This is a genomic window from Paenibacillus sp. MAHUQ-45 (assembly GCF_058133325.1).
Genome location: NZ_JBYUPV010000006.1, coordinates 178,926 through 201,472 on the forward strand (window position 1 = coordinate 178,926; position 22,547 = coordinate 201,472).

The 22,547-nt window shown below is 51.5% G+C and carries 10 protein-coding genes; 5 read left to right on the forward strand and 5 right to left on the reverse strand.

All coding sequences use genetic code 11. The annotated features are described in order from the left end of the window. Positions 1-138: 138 nt before the first annotated feature. From AC3Y23_RS15255 to AC3Y23_RS15265, 3 genes are all read right to left on the reverse strand, one after another. Positions 139-252: a YjcZ family sporulation protein gene (locus AC3Y23_RS15255; RefSeq protein WP_379200305.1), complete on the reverse strand. Its 114-nt coding sequence runs from the start codon at positions 250-252 to the stop codon at positions 139-141. A gap of 155 nt (positions 253-407) precedes the next feature. Next, positions 408-1,709, reverse strand: a complete 1,302-nt coding sequence (locus AC3Y23_RS15260) for an aminotransferase class I/II-fold pyridoxal phosphate-dependent enzyme (protein WP_379200307.1) — start codon at positions 1,707-1,709, stop codon at positions 408-410. A 340-nt stretch (positions 1,710-2,049) separates the two neighbouring features. Next, positions 2,050-2,670, reverse strand: a complete 621-nt coding sequence (locus tag AC3Y23_RS15265; RefSeq protein ID WP_379200309.1) for a pyridoxamine 5'-phosphate oxidase family protein — start codon at positions 2,668-2,670, stop codon at positions 2,050-2,052. 164 nt (positions 2,671-2,834) lie between these two features. Between AC3Y23_RS15265 and pdxR the strand changes: the two genes are divergently transcribed. The 4 genes from pdxR to AC3Y23_RS15285 all read left to right on the forward strand — a co-directional run bounded on the left by pdxR (position 2,835) and on the right by AC3Y23_RS15285 (position 13,695). Continuing rightward, the gene (pdxR, locus tag AC3Y23_RS15270) at positions 2,835-4,355 is read left to right on the forward strand and encodes a MocR-like pyridoxine biosynthesis transcription factor PdxR (RefSeq protein WP_379200607.1); all 1,521 of its coding nucleotides are present in this window, start codon (positions 2,835-2,837) and stop codon (positions 4,353-4,355) included. Positions 4,356-4,408: 53 nt separating this feature from the next. Further along, on the forward strand, positions 4,409-5,194 hold the full coding sequence (locus AC3Y23_RS15275) for a helix-turn-helix domain-containing protein (RefSeq protein ID WP_379200311.1): 786 nt from the start codon (positions 4,409-4,411) through the stop codon (positions 5,192-5,194). 316 nt (positions 5,195-5,510) lie between these two features. Beyond that, the gene (gene gpmA, locus AC3Y23_RS15280) at positions 5,511-6,260 is read left to right on the forward strand and encodes a 2,3-diphosphoglycerate-dependent phosphoglycerate mutase (RefSeq protein ID WP_379200313.1); all 750 of its coding nucleotides are present in this window, start codon (positions 5,511-5,513) and stop codon (positions 6,258-6,260) included. Between the two features lie 457 nt (positions 6,261-6,717). Next, positions 6,718-13,695, forward strand: coding sequence for a glycoside hydrolase family 3 C-terminal domain-containing protein (locus AC3Y23_RS15285; protein WP_379200315.1), 6,978 nt, complete (start codon positions 6,718-6,720; stop codon positions 13,693-13,695). Between the two features lie 149 nt (positions 13,696-13,844). On the opposite strand, the gene asd is transcribed toward AC3Y23_RS15285, so the two are convergent. Together asd and AC3Y23_RS15295 are read right to left on the reverse strand one after the other, a co-directional pair. Next, the gene (asd, locus tag AC3Y23_RS15290) at positions 13,845-14,636 is read right to left on the reverse strand and encodes an archaetidylserine decarboxylase (protein ID WP_379200317.1); all 792 of its coding nucleotides are present in this window, start codon (positions 14,634-14,636) and stop codon (positions 13,845-13,847) included. 101 nt (positions 14,637-14,737) lie between these two features. Continuing rightward, the gene (locus tag AC3Y23_RS15295; RefSeq protein ID WP_379200319.1) at positions 14,738-15,823 is read right to left on the reverse strand and encodes a YheC/YheD family endospore coat-associated protein; all 1,086 of its coding nucleotides are present in this window, start codon (positions 15,821-15,823) and stop codon (positions 14,738-14,740) included. A gap of 196 nt (positions 15,824-16,019) precedes the next feature. Between AC3Y23_RS15295 and AC3Y23_RS15300 the strand changes: the two genes are divergently transcribed. Then, positions 16,020-22,406: a WIAG-tail domain gene (locus tag AC3Y23_RS15300; protein WP_379200321.1), complete on the forward strand. Its 6,387-nt coding sequence runs from the start codon at positions 16,020-16,022 to the stop codon at positions 22,404-22,406. Positions 22,407-22,547: the final 141 nt, after the last annotated feature.

The following is a 22,547-nucleotide window of genomic DNA, read 5'->3' on the forward strand; positions in this document are numbered from 1 at the left end:
TTCGTCAAGGCGTTTTTTCAATACTGTTGCTGCTGCAAAGGATAACTATCTCTGTGACCTGAGGTGGATAAGATGTGATGAGAGACTAACAGAATAAGAAGAGCGCAGAGGCACTCTTCTTGAAATTGTCAGTTCAACTTAGATAAAGAGTGAACGGCTGATGATAACCAGCAGGATAAAGAGAACCAAAATGGCGCCAGTACTTGTGAATCCACCGCCGTATCCGTATCCGCCTCTAACTTCTTCGCTCATGTTCATTCCCCTTCCGCGTGTAAGTGTGTTGTACTTGAGTACACGGTATTGTATGTGTGGAGGGGATGGCGTGTATAGGCCAATGCCGGAAAGAATGATAAAAAAATCAGCCCCGAACCGAGTCGGGACTGATAATGGATGAAAAATGAGTGAAATCAAGCTTTTTCAAGATCACGAACGCCTGCATAGACCAGATCAAACAGGTCTTCCAGATACTCTTCTTCAATACAGGAGAAGGCAATGCGCAGATCGGTTTCACCGAGTGCTATCGTGCCAAGTCCATATTGGTGAATGAGGTGTAGTCGCAGCGCTTCCGCAGAGACGGTCTTCAGCTTCAGACACATGAAATAGCCGGAGTTGAATGGATAGTAGGTCCAGACATCTTCCCCGTATTTGCCGCTGTCCAGCAGTGATTTCACTTTATTGGCGCGGCCTTTCATGATTTGGAACTTCTCTTCCTTCTGGGCGGAGAATTCCGGTGCCTTCAGCGCATCTAGCACGAAGGTCTGCGACGGATGGGCTCCGCTAGAGATCGTAGCACGGATAATACCGAGTGTCTTCTGCTCCAGTGCAGACAGTAAATCTTTGTTCTCCGAAGCAAAGGTGATGAAGCCCACACGGAAGCCCCAGACGAATTCTTCCTTCGTTGCTCCGTCCACCTTCACGGCCAGTACACGTGGATGCAGGCTGGCCAGCTTGCCGAACAGGGATTCCTTAAGTGAATCCTCGAAGAACAATCCGAAATATGCATCATCACTAACCACAACAACGTTAATACCTTCCTCGGCTGCACGAAGAATGGCTGCGACAATCTCTTCGCCTTCTTGAAGACCTGGGGTGTATCCTGTAGGGTTGTTCGGGAAGTTGAGCAGCACAATCGCTTTGCCGCGTTCTTTCTGAGCGAGCAGTGCATCGAGCAGGCCAGCGCTGTTGAAGGTCATTTCGTCCGTGAAGAGCGGATAGTTAACGGTCTCGGCATGACGACGAATGCCAAAGGTTAGCTCATAATTCTCCCAGTTCTTATCCGGATAGATGACGGCATCGCCCGGCTCTGCGAACAGATCGGCCACAATGCTAAGCCCATGGGTGAGGGCGTTGGTCACAACAGGATTGCTGAAGGACTTGCCTTCCAGCGACGGATTCTCGAGCAGCATTTTCTCACGCCACGCAGTACGCAGCTCCGGTTTGCCTGCCGGAGGAGCATAGCTGTAAAGATCCTTGGGGCTGAAGGCAGAGAGTTTATCTTGAATGACGCCAAGGTGCATAGGTACGCCGCCTTCAGTGGCAATGCCGATCGTAGCGTTGTACTTCTTGGCATGAGCACCAGCTTCCGCAGATTGGCTCAGAATCCCTTCTTTGGGGAAATAAATTTCCTTGCCAAGGGTAGAGAGCATCTCGTAGACATGTTCATTTCCGGCTTTGATACTTTCGTTCAATTGTGCAGCCAATGAATTCATCAGTTTCATCCTTCCGGGTTATCTTGGGGATAGATACGGTTAACATTGCCTAACATTATATCATCGCGAAATGCCGCCGTCACTGAGGAAAGCGCGTTTTTTTCAAATAGTTTTACGACATTTCAGGCGGTTTCAGCAGCCTGTTTTAGATTTGAAAAAAGAACTGTCCGCACTAGACGGACAGTTCTTTTTTGGCCTTATTTCATAAGGGTGCAGCATCTTGTTAGGACTACCCTGACAGGCGCGGGAAAGAAATGCTTGAGTACCCAAGCATTTCAGCAAGTCCGGCGAGTATACGTTGTCCACTGGACTAAAACATGAGAGGAGTTTAACTCTTCCTTTATAAATCATGTGGATAAGGACAGAACTTTTTCATCATTTCTATCGTTTCTGCATCCCGTTCTCCGCTCCGCTCTGCTAGACCGCTGATTACCTCTGTCCGTTCATTGTCTTTGAGATTCTGCCCGAATTTGAATTTGGCAGTCATTTCATCAGGCGTAATACGGACAATAGCGACGCCTTTCAGGCGGGCGCGATACTGTGGGTCTGCCGCATCAATCTCGTCATAACCGCCCTCGGGTTGGAGTTTTTTCATAAACAGGGACAATATCGTTGCCTTCTCAGTAATATCACTCACCGACTCAGCGGTACCGAAGGCTGTTACACTTTTAAAATAGGCGGTGGCCGGGCAGGCGAGATGCGGATCGCTGAAATAGGAGGGAATCAGTGCGTACTCGTCTGCGACCGTGAAGCACACCTGCTGCTGGCGGCGGATGGCCTCCATCTTGCCTCCGGCATGGCTGCCGTGAAAATAAAAGCATCCATCTGTGTATACAAAATTCAGCGGGGTGACTCTTGGCCGTCCCTGCTCATCCGTAGTGCCGAGAAAGCCGAAGCTCATCCCGTCCAGGAAGGTTTGCAGCTCCTCCTCGTTGTCGACCTGAAATTCTTTTCTGCGCATGTTGAACACTCCTCTGGTTCTTGTATTTGCGGAGCGTTCGCTCCTGCTGATCCTTGTGTGGCTTGGTTTCTACAGGATAGAATGAAAATTGACAATAAAAAAGTGCCGATTTACATTATTTTTAATGGTCCAATTGCTGCTTGAATGAAAGGAGTGTCCCGATTATGGAGCTTACGCTGCCCTACGACCAGTATCTGGCGTTACATCGCTATAAATATTTGGCACTCTATCATGCTCTGCGTGCAGCTATTCTGGACGGTACGCTGCCAGGCGGTACCCGGCTGCCATCTACGCGGCGAATGGCGGAATTGTACAACTTGTCCCGCGGCTCGGCTTCACAAGTGTATGAAATGCTCCTGGCTGATGGCTATGTTCAGGCGGAGACCGGCCGGGGGACGTTTGTGTCGGAGGATATCTTCACCACAGCACATCAGGCAGCTCAAGAGCGGACCCTTCCACCTTCGGTCATTGCAGAAGGGTCCGCTCCAGAGGGTATGGAATGTCGTGGGCCTGTTCATCTTCCGCTCTCGGCCTGGGGGGAGCGGCTGACAGCCGTCCCGGCTCCGGTCCGGAGCTATGAAGACTTTAATTACGATTTCATCGATTTTAGCAGCAAGGGACTGCAAATGGTACATTTTCCTTATAATGAATGGAAAAGCGCTCTCGCCTATGCCGGAGGCAAGGGCGGCACGCTACTGGAGAGCGCTGGCCCGCCGCAGGGTGATGAAGGCTTACGGCGGGCCATCGCCACGCATCTGCGGATTACGCGTGGCATCCGCGCGGAGGCTGCGCAGATCGTGTTGTTCAGCGGCTCGATGCAGGGCATCGTTCTCCTGACCCAACTGCTGCTGGACCCTGGCTCACCTGCCGTTGCGGAGGACCCTGGCTTTAATGGTATCCGCCGGGCGGTGGAAGTGACCGGCGGAGTGCTAATCCCCGGCACGGTTGATGAGAGTGGCCTTGTGCCGGAGGACTGGAATGCCCGGCTGCTGTTCGTGACGCCGAGCCGCCAGTTCCCGACGGGAGCTGTGCTGCCACTGGAGCGGCGGCGAGCGCTGCTGGACTGGGCGCAGCGTCATCATGCCGTCATCATTGAGGACGACTATGACAGCGAATTCCGCTGGACAGGCCGGCCGATCGAGCCTTTGAAGGCGCTCGACCGGGAAGACCGTGTGATCTACATCGGCTCCTTCTCCAACACGATGTTCGCGGGCCTGCGGCTCGGCTACGCCGTGCTGCCGCAGCTGCTTGCTGGCCCTGCGCTAGCCGCCAAAGCCCTCTATGAACCGCTGGCGGCAGGGCTGCTGGAGCAGCGGGCCCTGGCGCGGTTCATGAACACCGGCGGGTACCGCCGCCATCTGCGGCGGATGACCCGCATTTACGGCGAGCGCGGGCGGGCCTTCCGCGCTTTGCTGGCATCGCAGCTGGGCGGCCTGTTTGAGCCGCTGCCCGGCGATGCTGGCCTGCATGTGTACGCCCGCTGGCTGGGCAGCGCCGAGGCGTTCGAAGCTTTCCGCGCCGGGGCCCTCCGGCGCGGCGCAGGATTCAGGGACGCCGGGCTGTACCGGGTGATGCCGGGAGCCCCTGCGGCCTGCTTTTATTTTTCCCATTTGGATCTTCCCGCGATAGAGGAAGGCGTTCGTCGTTTGCATCAGGCATGGACTGATGTGCAAAATACCACGTGACAAGGTATGATGGAAGATGAACAGCTGCACTAAACTTTCAGGAGGTCACATTTATGCTGCATGCATCGCCGTCCTCTTTTGTCATTCTGCCTGCCCTGGCGAAGATTGTGTGCGAACCGGGTTGGAAATGGCAGAAGCGAGAGAAGCCGTTGCAAAACTATGATTTATTCTATGTCTGGAGTGGGGAAGGTACGTTGGAGCGCAACGGGGTTCCTTTTCAGATCGGCAAGGGGAGCTGCTTCCTGTTCCGGCCTGGGGACCATACCGTGGCTTCGCATAATCCGCAAAAACCGCTCGTGCTTACATACATTCACTTCGATGTAGCCGAAGATGTAACCGAGATTCCACAGCCTTATCGCGTGCTCACGGAGACCGTTGAATTCGAGCATCTGCTGGCCCGTTATGTCCGGCTGTTTCTCGTGAAGACCTTCGCTGCCGAGGCAGAGGGCCAACTGATTCTGAAGCAACTGATGATTCACTTGCTGCGTGAGGATCGGGTCATGCCTGTGGAGCGCCATGTCAGCAACCAGCTTGCTGAGGTGATTCATGAGATAGCCAATTATGTAAGCCAGCATCCTGGTTTGTCACACCGTGTGGAGGATCTTGCCGCCCGTGCCGGACTGTCGCCGCGGTATTTCTCTATTAAATTCAAGGAGCTGACCGGCTCGTCCGTTCAGTCCTATGTCATCCGTACCCGGATTGAACGGGCTCAGCATTTGCTGCTGTATGCCGGGATGAACGTGACCGAAGTGGCGGACGCGCTGGGATACCGAGATATTTTCTTCTTCAGCCGCCAGTTCAAGCAGTATACAGGAAAAAGCCCCTCCGAGATCCGCTGAGGTCACGGGGTATGGTGCTAATTACAATGCATATAAGAAATTACAGAGGACCGGTGCCGGCAGGCGGCCGGTTTTTTGTGAATTTATATGTTTTACACTTTAAATCATTCTTATATTTCTCGCTGAAACGGATACCATCCCTTTGAGGACGGAAAAGCCGTTTCTACTTGTGCCATGGTTAACGGAGTATAATTGTAATATAGAAGCGTATCCTTCGGACGTAACCGGGGTATAAGGAAGATAAGTACGCTTTTGTCAGAGGTGCTGTATAAGGACCTTGGGGATGACGATACCACAGGCTAAAGGAGAGAGGGAAATGTATGAGGTTGTGTTAATACGGCATGGTGAGAGTGAATATAATAGGCAGAACCTGTTCACAGGCTGGAGCGATCCCGATTTGACCGAGAAAGGAATCCAGGAGGCCAAAGAAGCAGGCAAGCTGCTTAGAGAAGCAGGGTATACGTTCGATCTGGCCTTTGCCTCTGTTTTGAAGCGTTCCATTAAGACCTTGCATTATATTCTGGAGGAATTGGATCTGCTGTGGATTCCGGTGCAGAAATCGTGGAAGCTGAATGAGCGCCATTACGGAGCGCTGCAAGGGCTTAGCAAGAGTGAAACGGCGGTGAAATACGGCGAGGAGCAGCTTCATATCTGGCGGCGCAGTCTGTCTGTTCGTCCACCGCTGCTGGAGCCGGATGATCCAAGATATGCCCGGAGCGATATCCGTTATCAAAATCTCCGTGAGGAGGATATCCCGCGCGGTGAGAGTCTGGAAGATACCGTACATCGGGTCGGTGATTTCTGGCACAACCGGATTGTCCCGCTGATTCGCAAGAAGGAGCGGGTGCTGATCTCTGCACACGGCAATACGTTGCGGGCGTTGATCAAATACATGGAAGACATTGATGAGGCGGCCCTGCTTGACTTGAACATTCCTACAGGTGTCCCGCTAGTTTACAAGCTGGATGAGAATGTGAATCCGATCAGTCGCTTCTATCTTGGAGAGCCAGCCGAAGTGCAGGCCAAAGCCCAGGAGGTTGCCAATCAGAGCAAGGTTACAGAGTAGCCGAACGGGGATAACATGCATGCCGATGTAAGGCTGATAGTAAGAACAAAGGGAGTTCCGTAAGCCATATCATGGCTTTGGAGCTCCTTTTTATGCGGTAAAGCGGCGCAAAACAAATGATACATGAGGATATTCATGGAACGGATGAGGATTTTCTATGTTAGGATGAAAATTCTGATGCTACTATCAAGATGAGCTAATCAAGCAAAGGGGGAATCAATGAACATTCTCACACTAACAGATGCCTGAGAGTCTTGGTCCGGTCTTCGTTTCAACAAATATAAATCCGTGATATTGGAGGTGATTCGGAACAACTCCTCTGATTAACAAATACTCCCACATAATATAATAAATGAATATTCGTGTATTAATGTGTCGTTTTTTGCTGACTCCGACCAGGTTCTATTCAAGTGTATCTCTTAAGCTATCCCTTAAATGAAAGGAATGGTGTATAAGAATGGGGAAAAATTGCAACCGCTTACTTAAAGTATTTTTCTGCTTTATTCTGATAGCCTCAATCCTAACGCCTATCAGTAGTACACCTGCTTCCGCTCAGGTTCTGCCGGGATTGGCAGATGTCTCAAGAGAAGTAGCTGCTGAAGGGATTGTACTGCTGCAGAATCCGAAATATAGACTCCCTGTGAATCTCAATGAACAAGTGCTTCCTATTCAAAAGAGTGAGAATGTATCCGTGTTTGGCCGCATTCAAGCCAGTTACTACAAGTCCGGTACAGGTTCGGGCGGGGCTGTGCGGGTAGATTATGTGAATGGCATTCTGGAGGGACTGCGGAATAACCCCAGTCTCAAATTGAATGAAGATCTGGTGAAGATTTACGCCGAATGGATCAAAACACATCCTTTCAATAATGGTGGTGGGGGATGGGCGGCCGAGCCTTGGTCCCAGGCGGAAATGCCTTTAACCGACGACATTGTTAACACAGCAAAAGCCAAGTCGGACGCAGCTGTGGTCATTATCGGCAGAACGGCCGGTGAAGACAAGGACAACACAGATGTTGAAGGTGCCTACCGGCTAACAAGCATTGAAGTTGATATGCTCAATAAGGTGTATGCCAAATTTGATCGGGTGGCCATCGTCTTGAACGTGGCGAACGTTATCGATATGTCATGGGCCACAAACTATCCTAACGCTGCTATCTTGTATGCATGGCAAGGGGGGATGGAGGGTGGTAGTGCCGTAGCCGACGTGTTGACCGGTGATGTTACGCCAAGCGGCAAGCTGAGCGATACGATTGCCGCCAAGCTGGCGGACTATCCTTCCACCGCCAACTTTGGCAGCAAAACGGAGAATTTATACAAAGAGGACATTTATGTCGGCTATCGTTACTTTGAGACTTTTGCGCTTGAGAAAGTACTTTATCCGTTTGGATTTGGATTGTCCTATACCGATTTCAAGCTGACTACAAATAGCGTCAAAGTTGATGACAAAGAGGTGGCCGTCAACGTAACGGTTCAGAACACTGGCAAGGTAGAAGGCAAGGAAGTTGTCCAGATTTATTATGGTGCACCACAAGGCAAGCTTGGCAAGCCAACCAAGGAACTGGCTGCTTTTGCGAAGACCCGGCTGCTTCAGCCTGGTGAATCCCAGACGCTAACCCTTACTTACGATACGAAAGATATGGCCTCCTATGATGATAGTGGTATAACAGGTCATGATTCCTCTTACGTTCTGGAAGCCGGAGACTATAACATTTATGTAGGAAATAACGTAAGAGACAGCAAAAAGGTCAATACGTATACACTAAATGAGTTGAAGGTCGTAGAAACCTTGCAGGAAGCGCTCGCGCCGACAAAGGATTTCGACCGGATTAAACCAGGTACCCCTAAGGGAGATGGAACCTTTACTACCGTTAATGAAAAAGTACCAACACGGAGTATCAACCTGGAAGAGCGAATTAAGCAGAATCTTCCTGCTGCCATTCCGCAGAGCGGGGACAAGGGCTATACCTTATTGGATGTTTACAATAAAAAAGTAACGATGGATCAATTCATCGCCCAATTTTCCAACAATGATCTGGGATCTATCATTTTAGGGGAAGGAATGTCCAGTCCTAAAGTTACTGCTGGTACCGCCTCAGCGTTTGGCGGGGTGACGAAAAATCTGCTGAAGCTTGGACTTCCGATCGACAGTTCGGCTGACGGTCCTTCAGGTATCCGTATGGAGACCAATGCACAGAAGGCTACCAGTATTCCAAACGGGACGATGCTTGCCTGTACGTGGAACACGGAGCTGAACGAAAGATTATTCGACCTGCTCGGCAAAGAAATGCTGCTGAATAACATCGACACACTGCTCGGACCAGGGATTAATATTCACAGAAGTCCGCTGAACGGAAGAAACTTTGAGTATTTTTCGGAGGACCCGCTGCTGACAGGCGCGATGGCTATTGCACAGACGAGAGGCCTTCAGAAGAATGGTACTGCGCCTACCCTGAAGCACTTCGCTGCCAATAACCAGGAAACAGACAGACATTTGGTGAATGCACGTGTCTCGGAAAGAGCGCTCCGTGAGATTTATTTGAAAGGGTATGAAATGGCGGTCAAGAGCGGGAAGGCACGCTCGATAATGACATCCTACGGACCGGTCAACGGAACTTGGGCTGCCAGTAACTATGATCTGAATACTACCATCCTGCGTGGAGAATGGGGCTTTGATGGGATTGTTATGACAGACTGGTGGGCAAAGACGAGTGAGGATCAGGGCTTTTACGCCACCTCCAATCGTTATGATGAAACCAACGGTAAAGCGATGGTCCGCGCCCAAAACGATCTGTACATGGTCATTCCGAACGATTATGCAGAAACACAGAGGAACCGGAACAACAGTACCTTCAATACGATGACAGCACTTGGTAATGGCTCCCTGACACTCGGAGAATTGCAGCGTTCCGCCAAGAATATCACGAACTTCTTGATAAAATCTCCGGCCTTTGCCAGAACAGCTAAGATTGATTATGTGGTCAATTATACGCCGGGAAAAGACTGGTTCCGGGTCGATGCGGCTCCACTAGGAAATCCGCAGCTTAGCGGGATCACGGTAGGCGGTAAGAAGATCAAAATATTCAATCCACTCAAACTGGACTATAAAGCATTTGGTGAGAACAGTGAAATCAGCAGCTATCCAGAAGTGAAGGCTACAGCTGCTGCCGGAGTAAATGTTACTGTACAGCAAGCCGACAAGAACAGACCGGCGGCTGTAATAACGGCGACAGCTGGAGGAGAGAAACGGATTTACAAAGTAATCTTTACATCGGAAGAAGGTCTGGAGCCGATTTTTGAGAATCCGACCTATGCGTATTTGAAGGGCATTTTGGTCGATGGCAAGCCGCTTGACGGTTTTGCACCGACCAGATTCAGCTATGATGTAGGCCTGCTTAGCGGAGCCAAGTTGCCTGAGGTTACTTTTGAAACGAATACAGGCGTCAAAGCGAAGGCTACAGTAGATGAAGCCAATAAGAGAGTGACGATCAAATGTGTCAGTACCGATCAGGGCAATACTTATGTGATTCAGTTCGGGACGACACCACAGAGCGATGAATTCAACAGCACAACATTAAGCCCCTTCTGGACAATTAACAAAGAAACACCAACGAACGGGGAGAACAGTAAGAACTGGTCGCTAAGCGCAGCTCCCGGATTTTTAAGAATCATTGCTGAAAGAGGCGACTTCTGGAGCGATCATGCTGATTTGAAAAACTTTTTCCAGCAGGAAGCCTTTGGCAACTGGGAAGCTACAGTTAAGATCAATATGAGCAAAGCGCCGAATCAGAATTATAACGGTGTAGGGATCACAGCTTCACAGGATAACAATAACTACATTTGGGTGAAGTATGAATACAGCTCTGGCAAAATCATCGGTATGGTCAAGGAAACTGGAGGCACAGCACCTGTGACCATCGGCCAATTGTCTGCCAGCCAGCTCAGCAACATTTTCGGTGAGAAGAAAGAAATCTTCTTGCGTCTGAAAAAAATAGGTAATAGCTATTCAGGTTATGTCAGTGCGGACGGTACCGAGTATATTTCGCTTGGCAGTACGACCGCAAATTATGCTAATCCGAAGTTTGGACTCCTGGCTTCTAACGGAAGTCAGACGCTGACAGAACCTTTTTATGCCGATTTTGATTATGTCAAAATTAATAGCAATGTAGGTCAGACAGTAAAGAAGATTGGGAAAAATACGAAATTGAAAGTAGCCGAAACAGAGTTCTCTTCCATCACCCCGGTAATCACGCCTGTCACATGTAACGATGTGGATGGTGGATTATGTTATACCAATACCAATAAGGGTGAAGCGATTTCCTATAAAATAAATGTGGAGAAAGAAGGTACGTATAAAGTCACCTCACGTCTTCGCTCCAGCCAGTCCGATGTCGCTCAAATGTCCTTTGGCGTCTATGATGGCGAGAAGCTTCTGGGCACCTTCGACCTGACTACAACCAAAGGGGAATGGAGAACATTTAGAATCCCGGATGTCCATCTGACAGCAGGGGAGCATACGCTTAGAATCGTATTTGAAAGCGCTGGCATTGATATCAACTGGCTAACCTTTCAACTAAAGCAGGACAATGTAGACATTTCGGCGTTGGATGCGGCAATCAAGGCTGCTGAGAACATTGATATGACTGCATATTCCTCATACAAAAAGCTCAAATTCAATACTGTGTTGGCCGAAATAAAGGCCGTTCTTATCGAACCGATCAACGACGAAGTAGTATTAGAGGCGATAGCTGCTCTGAAGGCGGCTATAGAAGAGTTGAACACCTCGTCCATGCCGGTCAATCTTGCGCCAAAAGATACTCAAAGTGTGGATAGCGGTACTCGAATCTACGCATATAACGCACCATGGATCTATGCAGGCAATACCCAATTCAGATTTGAAGCGGGTACGGACGCCATGAGCTATGTCAACGCCAATGACCTTGTTTATTTCGGTCAAGTGGAGTTGACCAATCTTGTGGAGATAAGAGTGTTGTATTCCCGTGAAGGCGGCTCTACGCCATCTTTCAAATTCTATACCGAGGCAGACAACACGGGAAAACCAGTAAAACGATCGACTACACAAGGCAGAGCGTATGCTGATGCCTATAGTGGTGGCGGCTCTTTTGAATACGGAAATGAGTTTGCCAGCATTACTCTGGCGCAAAAAGCAGGCGCTGCCTGGACCGGATATGGCATGGCCAGCACCAAGCTAACGCTGGGGAATACCAACATTGATCGTTATGTAACAGCGGAAACTTTCCTGGACAGAAGTAAAGTAACAGGAAAACAAAACGTGTATATGCGATTTAACGGACTGAACGCCAATTTACAGTATATTGAACTCATTTATGGCGAGCCGATTGAGGCTACCTTCGATCTCAATTATCCAGAAGCACCAGCGGCAACCAAAGTAGCGGCGCTTAAGGGAGAAGCCTTCGGAACGCTGCCACAGGCACCGGTACGGGAAGATTACCTCTTCGAGGGCTGGTTCGATAATAAGGCAGGAGAAGGCAGTGCACTGACACCGCAGACGGTATTGAACGCAAGCACAGTGTTCTATGCCAAATGGAAGGTAGATCTTCAGGCCAAAGAGATCGTATCCATTTCCCAGCCACAGCTGCTCAGTGTACCATTCGGTACTGCAGCAGAAGAGTTGAATCTACCAGCGACAGTGGAAGCTACACTGGGTAGCCATAAGGTTATTCCTTTGAATGTACATTGGGACAGCAGTCATTATGAGGGCAGCAAAGCAGGCAATTATACCTTCACAGGTACTTTTGAGCTGCCGGAAGGCATACTGAACAGTGCAGGCAATACGGTTTCCATCACAGTAGTTGTGCTTCCGGAAGGCACTCACCCTATCAAGATTACGGAAGTAGAGAAGCTGGAGAGCCGCAATGTTGAACATGGCACCGCTTTTGACAAGCTGGATTTGCCACCTATTGCAACAGTAACCCTGGATGCGTACGGCACGAAGACACTTGCAATCGAATGGAGTCCGGCAGGCTATAACGGTCAGGCAGCAGGATCGTATACCCTGAACGGTACCCTGGTGCTGGAAGAGGGAATTATCAATCCGAGTGACTTGAAAGCTTCCATCATCATCCATGTCTTGCCGGAAGTGAAGCATGCTGCCAAGATTACAGCGGTGCAGAAATTGGAAAGCAAGAATGTACCGTTTGGTACTGAATTTGAAGGCTTGAATTTGCCAGCTTCAGTGACAGTAACATTGGATAATGGTGAGACCCAGGCCGTTTCCGTACAATGGAGCAGAGACAGCTATAATGGCCATAAGGAAGGGCTTTACATCCTTAGCGGAACTTTGATTCCGGGTGAGGGAATCCTCAATCCAGATGAGTTGACAGCTTCCATTGCTGTTTATGTCTCGCCAGAGGTCGTGAAACTGCCAGAAATCAAAGCTGTTCAGACCTTGGAGAGCAGAAGCGTTGTCTATGGTACCGAATTTGCGAAACTGGAGCTGCCGGCGGCAGTATCCGTATCCTTGAATAACGACGAGACACAATCTGTTGCCGTACAATGGAACAGTGATGGTTACCATGCCAATGTGGCAGGAACGTACATCATTAAAGGTAGTCTGATCATACCTGAAGGTTTAACTAATCCGCAGGGTCTGAAAGCAGAGATCACAGTGGTAGTCAGACCTTACAGTGGCGGAAGCTCAGGTGGTGATGGCGGTTCCGGCGGAGGTGGACAGCAGCCTGGCGGATCGGGCCCAAGCACACCGGCTACTCCAACTCCTCCACCTGCTTCAGGAGAAATTGTTAAGCCTGGAGAGCAACAGCCGCAGCCATCGGCAACAGGCACAACTTCCAAGACACCGGGGCAGATCAAACAAGAGCTGAGTCTCAAATTTAAAGATGCTTCATTGATCCCAAGCTGGGCGGAAGCTGCAGTAGCAGCCTTGGCCGAGAAAAATATTATCGGCGGACGCACAGACGGAACCTTTGATCCGAGCGGTCAAGTGAACCGTGCAGAATTCCTGGCTATGGTTGTTAAGAGCTTTGATTTCAGCTTGGGTGACCAACAGAAGTCGTTTACTGACGTTCTGAGCGGGGCCTGGTATAAAAACTATGTTGATATCGGAACGTCCAACAATCTGATTAACGGCATAGGTAATGGCCTCTTTGCTCCTAATAAGAGTATCAGCCGTCAGGACTTGTGTGTCATCGCGTTTAACGCACTGAAGAAGCTGAATGTGGAGCTGCCGCAAGTGACCGGGCATGACTTCCCGGATGATGCTTCCATTGCAGGATACGCCAAAGAAGCCGTTTACGCCTTCAAACAGCTTGGAATTATCAATGGCGGTACCGGCGGTCAAATGAACCCGACTGCACCGGCCACAAGAGCGGAAGCAGCGGTAATTATCAAGAATGTGTTGGATTACTATGCCCGCATCACAAGCACAACAGTGAAATAAGCTTGGCATCAAAAAAGCCAGCAGACGGAATTTCGTCTGCTGGCTGCTTAAAAGAAACGGGGCTTCGTTTCTCTACAAAACAAGGGTATCTCTTCGTCGCCTTCTCAAGCGGCTGGAGATACCCTTGCTCCGTTATATCACGATGTCCTCTACAGCGGGGAATGCAGCGTGCCCAGCAGCTCACCCATCTTCACTTTGGTGTTGACCCGCAGGCCGGGACGCGGTGAGAAGGTGTCATTTTCTGTGAGCAGCACGACTGTTGAACCGAATTCAAAGTAGGCTAGATCGCCGCCCTTTTCCCACGTAGCTGCCTTGTCATCGGCGTAGCGGATGCTACTGACATTCATTGCGCCTACCTTGACTACTGCCGTCTCGCCGTACTCTCCGGCAATATAGGTGATAAGCCGTTCATTGCGACTCAGTACGCCTTTCATGTTCCGCATGCCGAATTCATTGACGGGATAGGCCCGTCCACGGATATAATCGCTCTCCATCTTGCGTCCCGCAATCGGAGAATGTATACGGTGATAGTCGGTGGGGCTTAGGTAGAGTACAAAGAAAAATCCCTTTTTGTACAGCTCCAGGTGAGGCGAATGATTCAGTAATTCCTCCAGTTTATAATCCTGGCCTTTTACATTCATAATCGTGCCGGCTTGAATGTCTCCCATGGCGGTAATCATCGCGTCCACAGGGCTTACCAGCGCATTAGGCTCCGGAGCGATAGGACGCATGCCGGGCTTCAGTCGTCTGCTGAAAAATTCATTCAGCGTACGATATTCTTCGGGATTCTTTTCCGCTTCAGCGGCTGGAATACGGTAAGAACGAATAAATGCCGGAATAAAGAAACGGCTGACTCTGCTATGGGATAAGGCCCCCATCACCTGCGAAAGCCATCTGTGTGAGGACAGCTCGGTCATAAGCCGCAGCAATTGTTTAACCATGCCCATCTCCCTTTCATAATACAGCAGTACGGCCCGGCGAACCCGGACCGTAACCGCTCTGCATTATATTGACATAGAATAGGAGACAAATCAACAACCTTCTACTGCTGGCTGCCGTTTTCGAGCAGAAAACGCGCATAGCCCATAGGCCGACGGTAGCTATCTTTCCAGGTTTCGGCCATTCCGGCTTTGCGGAATCCGTAGCGTTGATCACGCCCGTTGCACTCGATGAAGAACAGACGACCGTTCGCAGCGATGCCGATATCCAGTCCCACATCAGCGAGCTCCGGTAGGCCTTGTTCCAGCCAACGTACAACGGCAAGGCCAAGAGTACCCACCGACATGCGGAGATGGGCCGCGGCTTCGCCTGGGAAAGCCTTCTCCAGCGCGACATTGGAATGGAGCGCTTCGCCGCCTCTGGCGATGTTCGAGACGAAGCCGCCGGGAGCGGCCACCTTGGCGAACATGCCGGTGACCTGCCATTCCCCGCCCCAGCCGCGCTGGACGGTGACGCGCAGATCAAACGGGCGGCGGCCGATGACAGCCAGCGGTATGCGCTCTTGAACCAGATAAGGCACGGCAGCCAGATGGCTTCGCAGCGCCCGTGGCAGCGCATCTATGCTGACAGGAACGCTCACCCAGCGCCGGGATCTGGCAGAGTGGTAGATCCAAGTCCAGTTCCCTGCATTCCGGTGAATCATGCGCATGACCCCTTTGCCAATACTGCCCCGACACGGCTTCAGGATGAGATCGGGGAAGCGGTTCATCATGAGCTTTAGCCCAGACAGGCCAAGCGCCGTAGCCGGCAGAAAGCCCCGTAGCTCTGCGCTTTGCCGGAGGAGGGTGTGGATCTCGTCTTTACCATAACGGTTCCAGGCGTTGAAGACCCTTGGACCATGGCGGAGTAGCCTTTTCATGCTGGGACTATTCTGATGATAGATTGCCCGGTTATGAATGACCCTGGGTGTGGGGATGACGGTTCTCCGGTATCTTTGGTTTTCTTTTATATAGGCGGCGCTGAAGCCCGAATCTGTATCGATTTCATCCAGACGCAGGAAGCATGGGACCAGGCCGTATACAGCGGCTGCCTCCTCATAGTTGGAAAGGGATTCCTGCCCCGTTCTCAGCCGGGGAACGCCCCGGTGCATAGCGGCATTAAGCAGTATTCCTACGAGCTGTTGCCCCATGATCGTTCCTCCTGTTATTTTCAGTCGCTTACGGCGATATGCTTCTCTCCTTAGTGTATGTTTGTACGGCCCGGTCAGGGTGGACGAATGCGTGGCGGCAAATGCCCTTTTTTTACGGAGATGGAAGGGTGTCATTCGCCTACCTCACTGCATATGATGCCTAGGAGATACATTCGATGGAAGGAGGGGACTGCTTGTGAGGAGGACCTCAAGAAAGCAGCCGCGTTCTGCTAAAAAGAAACCCTATTTCGTAGATAATCCCAATACCGAGGAATTGAGCCTGCTGGATCGAAGCCCAAAAGCTTCTTCAATGGAAGAGAGCCTGGTTGAAAACACAGAGGCGAATGAAGAGGCAGAGGCACAGCAGGCATTGCAGATTAGTGCGGTGGGGGTGGCGGAAACGGAAACGGCGGTGGCCGTACCAAATGTTGCACCTGCAGGAGAGCAGCGGGAAGAGGGAGTTCAGAACCAGGGGACTCTAAAGAAGGGGCAAGGAGCGGAACCCACTGTTTTGAAGCCGGCGGAGAAGGAGCGTCTACAGCCGGTGTACACAGATGATCTTTCCGATGCATCCGTTACCGGGGCCAAGATTGCTCCCCGCACGATCGATGGTTCCAAGCTCAAGTACGGCATTATTGGCACCCCTTGGCTGCAGGATTACGCCGTACAGAGTATAAATATTGCGGACAAGGCAGTGACCTCCTCCAAACTTGCTCATGAAGCTGTTTCGGGTGAGCATTTGGCAGAAGGAAGCGTGACCGGAAGCAAGCTGTTAGACCATTCTATTGGCGCAGAAAAGCTGAAGAATGGCAGTATCGGTCCAGATAAGCTGGCCGATCGCGTAATGGACGGCGGCAAAATTGCCGACCATTCGATTGAGAGCCGTCATTTAAGCCAATTCATCATCACAGCGGATTTGCTGGAAGACGGTGCCGTTACCGCTGACAAAATAGGAAGCGGCAGCATTTCCAGCCGTCATCTGGCCAATGGCAGCATTGACCGTTCGAAACTTGTGGACGGCGCAGTGGCAGAAGATCAGATTGCCGATGGTGGAATCACCGGTGCCAAGCTGGCCCCGGGCATTATTACAAGTGACCATCTTGGCGATAGTGTCATCCTGGCACAGCATCTGGCCCCGGGTGCCATCGGTCGGGATCAGCTGGCCAGCGGGCTGATCGGCAAGGAGCAGCTCCAGTCCGGGATCATCGACAGCACCCATCTGGTTGATGGTGCGATCGGATCTCGTCAGCTCCGCACGGAAGCGGTGCGGGCCACGCATCTCAGCCCAGACAGCATCGGCGGGGAACATATCGCCGAAGGGGAGATTACTGGTCGCCATCTGGCTGATCGAAGCATTTCCTTCGTGAAGCTGGCGGAAGGAGCGGTGGGCACCGCCCAGCTTGTGGAGCAGTCGGTCACCGCTTCGAAAATCGCGGACCAAAGTGTGCTGGCACACAAGCTGGCCGATGAAGCTGTGAATACCCGGCACATCGCCAAGTCGGCTATACGCGGTCCGCAGCTGGCCGCGCAGTCTGTATCCTCCATTCATATCCAGCGGGAGAGCGTGGAGCATGCTCATCTGGCGGAGAATGCGGTGGGGCCCGAGCAGATCCAGGAGGATGCAGTGAAGACCTTCCATCTTACGCCTGGTGCTGTTACAGGGGGAGAGCTTTCATTGGAAGCTGTGGGTCAGGAGCATCTTCGCCCACTCAGCATTACCTCAGGCAAGCTGGCGGAGAGTGCGGTTACCGCCTCTAAATTGGCAGCTGGTGCGGTTGGCAGTCATGCTCTCGCCAGGGAAGCAGTCAGCGGGGAACATCTCGCTCCGGGTACGGTGGAAGAGAAGCATTTGTCCGATGATAGTATTAGCGGGCGTGTCTTAAAGAACGCCGCAGTGCAGGCCGAACATCTGGCCCCGGGCGCGGTAGAGCGCCGGCATCTTGGGGACAACAGTGTGACAGAGACAGCCCTGCAGCACGGCGCAGTATCGGGCGACAAGCTGGCCTCTGGTGCAGTGAAGGAGATTCATTTGTCCGCAGGAGCGGTTCAGCCGCACCATCTGGCCGATTATGCCGTGACTTCACTTAAGCTCTCGCCGGAGAGTGTGTCTACGGATAAACTGGGTGACTTATCGGTCACTTCAATCAAGCTGGCGGACGCCAGTGTGGATTCATCCAAGCTGACGGCGGGTGCCGTTCTTCCCGAGCATTTGTCACCAGGGGTGGTGGGGTCAAGCGCGGTCGCTGACAGTGCCTTACAGGGCAAACATCTGTCTATCGGAAGCATTGGCGGAACACATATCCGCCCACTATCCATCGGCAATGGACACATTATCCCGAACGCTATTTCGTCTATTCAGCTTCAGAATGGGAGCATCGACAGCAGTAAGCTAGTGAAGGGTTCGGTGAATGCTGGTCACCTGGCAGCGAATAGCGTGGAGGAAGGTCATCTAGGTTCCGGTGCCGTCAAAGGCCGCCATATCGAGTTCGGTGAGATTACACTGGAGCATTTAGCGAAGGAAGCGCGCACAGCAGAACTGCTACCAGATGGAAGTGTTACTGGAGAGAAGCTCGCAGACAACGCTATCGGTCCCCTTCATCTCTCGCCGGAGAGTGTGTACGGTGAACATATAGCCGGGGATACCGTGGAAGGCCACCATATCGTGTACGGCAGTATTACGCTGGAGCATCTTGCGCAAGAGACACGAACAGCTAAGCTGTTGCCAGACGGCAGTATTACCGGAGCGAAGCTCGCGGAAGGTTCCGTGAACACTCCCCATCTCACACCGGGGAGTATAAAAGGTGAACACTTGGTCGATCAGTCAGTAGAAAACCGTCACATCCTCCCTGGCAGCATCACGATGGAGCATCTGGCGGAAGAAGTGCGGACAGCCGAGCTGTTGCCCGATGGCAGTATTACTGGAGAAAAGTTGGCAAAAGACTCTGTAGGCTCGTTCCATCTTACACCGGGCAGTGTATATGGCGAACATTTAGCCGGGGAGATGGTAGAGAGCCATCATATTCGTCCCGGCAGCATTACGCTTGCTCATCTGGACGGAGAAGTACGGACTCCCGATCTCCTGCCTGACGGCAGTATTACTGGGGTAAAGCTGGCGCAGGATGCTGTTGGTTCTCTTCATCTTGCACCTGGTAGTATTTATGGCGAGCATTTAGCTGGCGAGATGATAGAGAGCCGTCACATCATACCTGGCAGCATCTCCATGCAGCATCTGGCTAAAGAAGTGCGAACAGCTGAGTTTTTCCCAAACCGCAGCATTACTGGGGAGAAGCTGGCGGAGAACTCCATAGGCTCCACTCAACTAGCGCTGGGCAGTGTATACGGTGAGCATCTGGCAGGAGAGACAGTCGATAGCCGACACATCCTCCCGGGCAGTATCAGGCTTGCGCATTTGGCTGAAGAGGTGCAGATGACCGAACTATTGGTGGACGGAAGTATTACTGGAGAAAAGCTGGCGGAAAGCTCTGTAGATTCGCCCCACCTAGCTTCGGGTAGTGTAAATGGTGGGCATATCGCAGACGAGACGGTGGATAGCCGCCACATCATACCTGGCAGCATTACGCTTGCACATCTGGCGGAAGAAGTGCGGACAGCGGAGCTGTTGGTGGACGGAAGTATTACTGGCGAAAAGCTGGCAGCGGGTTCCGTCGGGTCACTGCATCTTGCACAGAGTAGTGTAAATGGTGAGCATATCGCAGACGAAACAGTCGATAGTCGCCACATCCTCCCAGGCAGTATCACGCTTGCGCATCTGGCTGAAGAAGTGCAGATCGCCGAGCTGTTGGTGGACGGAAGTGTTACTGGAGAAAAGTTGGCGAAGAGTTCTGTAGATTCGCTCCATTTAGCCCCGAACAGTGTGAATAGTGAGCATATCGCAGACAAGACAGTCAATAGTCGTCACATCCTTCCAAACAGTATTACGCTTGCGCATTTGGCTGAAGAGGTACGGACAGCTGAACTGTTGGTGGACGGAAGTATTACTGGAGAAAAGCTGGGAGCGGGTTCCGTCAAGTCATTGCATCTTGCGCAGGGCAGCGTATACGGCGGGCATTTGGCTGGAAAGACCGTAGAGAGCCGTCACATTCGTTCTGGCAGTATCAGCCTTGCGCATTTGGCAGAGGAGGTATACACGGCTGATCTCGTGCCTGATGGCAGTATAACAGAAGCGAAGCTGGCAGAGGGAGCTGTGAATGGACAGCATTTGCAGTCTGATAGCATAACCGGCAGACATCTGGCTGAACAAAGTGTGGAAGAGCGTCATTTAAGACCCGGAATTATCAAGCTTGAGCATCTGACAGAAGAGGTATACACGGCTGATCTCGTGTCAGATGGCAGCATAACAGAGTCGAAGCTGGCAGAGGGAGCTGTGAACGGACAGCATGTGCAGTTTGATAGCATAACCGGCAGACATCTGGCTGAACAAAGTGTGGAAGAGCGGCATTTAAGACCCGGCATTATCAAGCTTGAGCATCTGACAGAAGAGGTGTACACGTCTGATCTCCTGCCTGACGGCAGCATAACAGAAGCGAAGCTGGCAGAGGGGACTGTGAATGGCCAGCATGTGCAGTCTGATAGCATAACGGGCAGACATCTGGCTGAACAAAGTGTGGAAGAGCGTCATTTAAGAGCCGGAATTATCAAGCTTGAGCATCTGACAGAAGAGGTGTACACGTCTGATCTCCTGCCTGACGGCAGCATAACAGAAGCGAAGTTGGCAGAGGGAGCTGTGAATGGCCAGCATGTGCAGTCTGATAGCATAACCGGTAGACACCTGTCTGAGCAAAGTGTGGAAGAGCGTCATTTAAGACCCGGAATTATCAAGCTTGAGCATCTGACAGAAGAGGTGTACACGTCTGATCTCCTGCCTGACGGCAGCATATCAGAAGCGAAGCTGGCAGAGGGAGCTGTGAATGGCCAGCATGTGCAGTTTGATAGCATAACCGGCAGACACCTGGCTGAACAAAGTGTGGAAGAGCGTCATTTAAGACCCGGAATTATCAAGCTTGAGCATCTGACAGAAGAGGTGTACACGTCTGATCTCCTGCCTGACGGCAGCATATCAGAAGCGAAGCTGGCAGAGGGAGCTGTGAATGGCCAGCATATGCAGTTTGATAGCATAACCGGCAGACACCTGGCTGAACAAAGTGTGGAAGAGCGTCATTTAAGTCCTGGTAGTGTCACCATTGCGCATTTGGCAGAGGAGGTATACACGTCTGATCTTCTGCCTGATAGCAGCATAACAGGAGTGAAGCTGGCAGAGCAAAGTGTGGAAGAGCGTCATTTAAGACCCGGAATTATAAAGCTTCAGCATTTGGCAGAGGAGATGTACACGTCCAATCTCTTGCCTGATGGCAGCATAACAGAAGCGAAGCTGGCCGAGCAAAGTGTGGAAGAACGGCATATAAGACCCGGAAATATCACCCTTGCACATTTGGCAGAGGAGGTATACACGTCGGATCTTCTGCCTGATGGTAGCATTACGGGAGCGAAGCTGGCAGATGGAGCAGTAACTGGGCAGCATTTGCAGCGTGATAGCATAACCGGCGGGCACCTGACTGAGCAAAGTGTGGAAGAACGGCATATAAGACCCGGAAATATCACCCTTGCACATTTGGCAGAGGAGGTATACACGTCGGATCTTCTGCCTGATGGCAGCATTACAGGAACGAAGCTGGCAGAGGGAGCAGTAACAGGACAGCATTTGCAGTCGGATAGCATAACCGGCAGGCACCTGGTTGAGCAAAGTGTGGAAGAACGGCATATAAGACCCGGAAATATCACCCTTGCCCATTTGGCAGGGGAGGTATACACGTCCGATCTTCTGCCCGATGGCAGCATTACGGGAGCGAAGCTGGCAGAGGGAGCAGTAACTGGGCAGCATTTGCAGTCGGATAGCATAACCGGTGGGCACCTGACTGAGCAAAGTGTGGAAGAACGGCATTTGCGCCCTGGCATTATTAAGCTTGAGCATTTAGCAGAGGAAACGCATGTCAGCGGGCTGCTGCCGGATGGCAGCATACCCGGAACCAAGCTGCTTCCCGGTAGTGTAGGGACACTGCAGTTGTCTCCGGAAGCCGTTGGGACTACGGAACTGCAGGATGAGGCGGTAGATTCCGGTAAAATTGCCTCCTTCGCCGTAGAGTCCCGCCATCTGGTGGAAGAGAGTGTGCTGGGCTATCATATTGCGCCCGGCGCGGTTAGCACAGAGCATCTGGCTTCTGGGGCAGTCAATTCGGAACATCTTTCCTTCAATCCGGTGCAGACAGCAGGGTCGCGTGAAGCCCTTCAGCAATTCGGCATGACGGCTTTTATGTTCAATGGGGATGCGGAAAGCGCTGAAGTAACGGTGACCTTCGAAGAGAGCTTCGGCCACACTGGCTATGTTGTTGTGGCTATGACCAATCAACCTTTCTTCCATGCTTCTCTCAAGAGCCGGTCCTTGCATGAGGCCGTGATCGAGGTAGTTAGGTTGCGTGAGACCAGCCAGTTCTACGGTGTCGTTTCCTGGATTGCTATCGGTTCTCCACCGGCCAAAGCTCCTGTTAATCAGCTTCCTTTCGATTAAAGATTGGAAACAAACAGCCACTTCAACTGTATACACTCATCAATGAGTGCGGCCTTTAGGCCGCGCTTTTTTCATCATTACAAGAGATTCAGGCACTGTGACAATGGCGAGAAGGCGGGCCTTTGTCACTAAGCGGCATTT

Bases quoted from the DNA above. Each gene is read 5' to 3' on its own strand.
- AC3Y23_RS15265 (WP_379200309.1), bottom strand. From the start codon at position 2,670: ATGCGCAGAAAAGAATTTCAGGTCGACAACGAGGAGGAGCTGCAAACC.
- AC3Y23_RS15275 (WP_379200311.1), top strand. From the start codon at position 4,409: ATGCTGCATGCATCGCCGTCCTCTTTTGTCATTCTGCCTGCCCTGGCG.
- AC3Y23_RS15260 (WP_379200307.1), bottom strand. From the start codon at position 1,709: ATGAATTCATTGGCTGCACAATTGAACGAAAGTATCAAAGCCGGAAAT.
- gpmA (WP_379200313.1), top strand. From the start codon at position 5,511: ATGTATGAGGTTGTGTTAATACGGCATGGTGAGAGTGAATATAATAGG.
- AC3Y23_RS15295 (WP_379200319.1), bottom strand. From the start codon at position 15,823: ATGGGGCAACAGCTCGTAGGAATACTGCTTAATGCCGCTATGCACCGG.
- pdxR (WP_379200607.1), top strand. From the start codon at position 2,835: ATGGAGCTTACGCTGCCCTACGACCAGTATCTGGCGTTACATCGCTAT.
- AC3Y23_RS15255 (WP_379200305.1), bottom strand. From the start codon at position 252: ATGAGCGAAGAAGTTAGAGGCGGATACGGATACGGCGGTGGATTCACA.
- AC3Y23_RS15285 (WP_379200315.1), top strand. From the start codon at position 6,718: ATGGGGAAAAATTGCAACCGCTTACTTAAAGTATTTTTCTGCTTTATT.
- asd (WP_379200317.1), bottom strand. From the start codon at position 14,636: ATGGTTAAACAATTGCTGCGGCTTATGACCGAGCTGTCCTCACACAGA.